The sequence below is a fragment of the Dyadobacter sp. genome (genome assembly GCF_051859145.1).
Lineage (GTDB): Bacteria > Bacteroidota > Bacteroidia > Cytophagales > Spirosomataceae > Dyadobacter.
Map to the genome: position 1 here is coordinate 1 of NZ_JBHYGF010000397.1, position 3,699 is coordinate 3,699.

General features: G+C 50.1%; 4 protein-coding genes. All 4 read right to left on the bottom strand.

The genetic code is table 11. The features are described 5' to 3' along the window. Window positions 1–119 precede the first annotated feature (119 nt). Window positions 120–1,226: a FecR family protein gene (locus tag ACTIE6_RS20080; RefSeq protein WP_439558344.1), complete on the bottom strand. Its 1,107-nt coding sequence runs from the start codon at window positions 1,224–1,226 to the stop codon at window positions 120–122. A 124-nt stretch (window positions 1,227–1,350) separates the two neighbouring features. Continuing rightward, complete coding sequence (locus ACTIE6_RS20085) at window positions 1,351–1,956, bottom strand: RNA polymerase sigma factor (protein ID WP_439558345.1); 606 nt, start codon at window positions 1,954–1,956, stop codon at window positions 1,351–1,353. A 25-nt stretch (window positions 1,957–1,981) separates the two neighbouring features. Next, window positions 1,982–2,809: a class II fructose-bisphosphate aldolase gene (locus tag ACTIE6_RS20090; protein ID WP_439558346.1), complete on the bottom strand. Its 828-nt coding sequence runs from the start codon at window positions 2,807–2,809 to the stop codon at window positions 1,982–1,984. Next, window positions 2,806–3,699, bottom strand: an 894-nt coding sequence (locus ACTIE6_RS20095; protein ID WP_439558347.1) for a carbohydrate kinase family protein, incomplete at its 5' end; no start/stop codon positions are given. The genes ACTIE6_RS20095 and ACTIE6_RS20090, both read right to left, overlap by 4 nt.

Consider the following 3,699-nt stretch of genomic DNA (forward strand, 5'->3'; position numbering starts at 1 on the left):
GGTTGGTGGTGGCTCAAACACCGCCAGCCTTTTTTGTGAATTGATTGAAAAGGTTTAGTTCATAGGCTACAAGTTTTGTTGCTGGTTTTGTTGTGATTATTGTTTTGTCACCCTGAAAATTACTTCCCACAGCCCCTTCCTGAAATGACAATTCCGCCTCCCGCAGGCTCGAAACTTGCATCGATGGCCTGGCAAATGCTGTTTACGCGTTCGATGAGCGTTTCTCCGCGGAATGAGGTGATGATTTTACAGTCGGCGAAAACGCGTTCGTCGAATTGTATCTCGATTCCATACATGTTTTCCAGCTCTTTGAAAACTTCGGTGACAGGTGTGTCTACAAAAACCTGCGCCTGTAAACCCCTGTTTTGGGTGATGATTTTTAAGTCGGTCAACTGCGTTTTTTCCAGAGCATCCTGCGCTTTGTCGAACACGACCTGCTCGTGTCGGGTGAGCATTACGCCCGGGATTTCCTGTTTTTCAGAAGGTTTGGGAAGGATAAATTCACCCGCTTTGTGGACCGACACTTTTCCGCTTTTCACACTAACCTTCACATCCTTGTTTTGAGGAAAAGCCGTGACGCGGAATTGGGTGCCCCAAACGCGGGTCACCGTTTCGCCGGCGTACACCAGAAATGGCTTGCCGTCGTGGGTCACCTCGAAAAATGCATCGCCAGTTAAGGTTACTTTCCGACTTTCGCCACTGAATGTTTTGGGGAATTGCAGCTTGCTTCCGGGGAAAAGCGTTACAATGCTACTGTCGCTTAAAATGAGCGTTTGACTGTGTTTTGTGGTATTTTCCCGGGCAATGAGTTGCTTCGTGATGTCAGCAATCTGTGCAGTTTCATTTGTTGAAAAGCCGTCTTTCGGATTGTGCCGCCATATCCATAGCATGAAACCCAGACCAATGATCAGCACCGCCGCGACCCGCCACCAGTAACCGGAAAGAAAGGATTTTCTGGTTTCAGGAGCCGACCCCACTTCATCCAGCTTGCCAAGCAATTGGCCCACGCGGCGCTGCACTTCGGTTTCCGGAAGTTTTTTGTGAAATTGATTTTCCAGCGCGATCACCAGTAAACGCGCTTTTTCAAAACGTTCTCTCCGGCCTTCTCCGGCCAGAATCCAAATTTGCCAGAACGCATCTGATTCACTATCCGGGCGCAAAACCGAATGGCGGAAATAGGCGTCGCGGGCTAAATCTTCAATCGTATAAGTGTTGTAATCAGGCATGAATGCAATGCATTTGACTTAGGAATCACCTTATAGTCCATTTTAATGCATTACATACCCAGGTCAATTCAATTATTTTTTCAAATAATGATATAAATGCCTCAGCTGCGCTGATTTGCCGTTTTTAATGGGAAGAAAAAAGAAGAAGCACGGACAAGAACAGAACTACCGCCCAGCTTTCCTTGATCTTTTTCAGTGTACGGTGAAGCAAATTGGCCACGCTTTGGCGCGAAAGTCCCATAATATGAGCGATTTCGTCGAATTCCAGACTTTGGTAAAATCGAAGGTATACAATCTCCTGCTGGCGGGTGGTAAGTCCTTCCAAAACTGCTTTCAGCTGCCTGGCCTGCGCCGCTTCTTCCTCGTTCAAAACCAGCATTGATTCTATTGAAATGTCAGAACCCGTGGCGAAAGGTACGTCTTTGGGTTCCTTGAAGCGTTTCAGGCGGATGCTCTCTTTGAAAATCTTATTGCGGAGCGCGCGGAGCAGATAGGTTTTTACAAAATTTGTTGGGGACAAAAACGTGCGCCGCTCCCAAAGTTCGAGGAAAAGCTCCTGAATGCAGTCGGAAACAAAATCTTCGTCGGAATTCAGATTGAGCCCGTAGTTGTACAACAACTGATAATAATGCAGCGCAAGCTTCCCGAATGCTTCCCTGTCGCCCGCCCGAAACCGGTCCCACAACAACTCGTGCGAAACCTGTGCAGATATGTCGATAGTACCATTCAAGCGCCTGTCCGATTATAGGATTGTTCTACACTGCTACATTCCCTACCATTTCAAGTTTGGTTTTGACCAGCTCGGTGATCTTGCAGGTTGCTTTTGGAAATACCTTGCGCAAGTCGATATCCTGGTTATTCGTCAGTTCCGTTTTGAGCGAAGCCATAAATATATTCTTGATCTCGGTTGCCAGGTTCACCTTGCAAATCCCGTTGGAAATTGCCTGCTGCACCTGGTTGTGCGGCACGCCGGAGCTTCCGTGTAAGACGAGGGTAGCAGCTGTTTTCTCAGCAATTCTGCGTAGCAAGTCAATGTCCAGTTTGGGTTCCTGTTTGTAAAAACCGTGCGCTGTACCAATGGCGACTGCCAATGCATCCACGCCCGTCTCGTCTACAAAAGCCGCCGCTTCGTCAGGCTGGGTAAACCCGCTGCCATCGTGCGACTGGCCCAGTTTGGCCACATAACCCAGCTCAGCTTCCACGTGCACGCCGTAACTTTTCGCCCGCTCAACAACCTCTTTGGTCAGCTTCACATTTTCCTCAAAAGGCAGCTCACTCCCGTCGATCATTACCGAATCGAATCCTGCATCCAGACAACGCTGTACCAGGTCCACCGACCCGCCGTGATCCAGGTGGATCCAGCCTTCGACACCGAATTCTTCCAGTCCGTTCCGCCCCAGGCTGACCGCCGTTTTCAGGCCCATATAGTCAATGGAGCTTTGGGTAAGTTGCAGAATGACCGGTTGTTTCAAATCCGCTGCTGCCTGTAACACACCGTGAAGGGTTTCCAGATCGTAGTAATTGGTAGCCAGCAATCCTTTTTTCTGCTTTGTAAGCTCCCTTAATTTTTCTTTCAGTCTCATATCAGGTTTAGTTCCAGCCCCCAAAAGGCTTGTATGTTTTCGCTAAGCTTTTGGCGGTCGCAGAATGCACCGGTACCTCCGGCGGCGGTCGTGTTCACGGCGCCCATCAGATTTCCCTCACGCAGACAGTCTTCGAGACTGCCGCCAGCCATATATTTCCGGATAAATCCCGCATTGAATGAATCGCCCGCGCCGATCGCGTCCACAAAGTGTGTCCCCTCAAATGCAGGTACCGCCACCTGCTGGTCGCCGCGCACGCCCATGCTTCCGTTGCGGCCCATTTTCAGCGCAAGTGTATTCAGGTAAGGTTGTATCATTTCTATGGCGTCGCTAACCGAGCCGGCCCCTGTGAGTGCGAGCAATTCTGCCTCATTGGGCAGGAAAACATCTACATAAGGCAGGCAGCGCGCATAATCGAAGGCCCACTGCTCGGCAGGGTCCCATTGCAGGTCAAGGGAAGTTGTCATCCCTGCTGCCTTAGCTTTGATCAACACCTGCTCGATATCAGCTTGGATTCCCTGCTGTAAAAACACGCTCGATACATGCAAATGCTGGTAGGAACCGCCTTCTTCAAAAGGTATATCGTGGATGGTCAATGCATTCATTGCGCCTGGGAAAGTCACATTGGCGCGGTCCTGCTCGTAGCTCATGACCAGCGTGCAGCCCGTTTTCTGGCCCTTTTGTGTTTTAATGTGCGCACAGTCCACCGACTTGCTCCGAAGTTCCCGCAGGATAAACTCCCCGAAGTAATCGTCGCCCACTATCCCGCAAAATGCGGTATCCACACCCAGGGCGGCACTGTTCGCGGCCATAATCGCCGAAGAGCTGCCGAGACAAATGTTCATTTCTTCCGCAATCGTCTCCTTGCCCACTTTTGGAAAAGCGTGGAT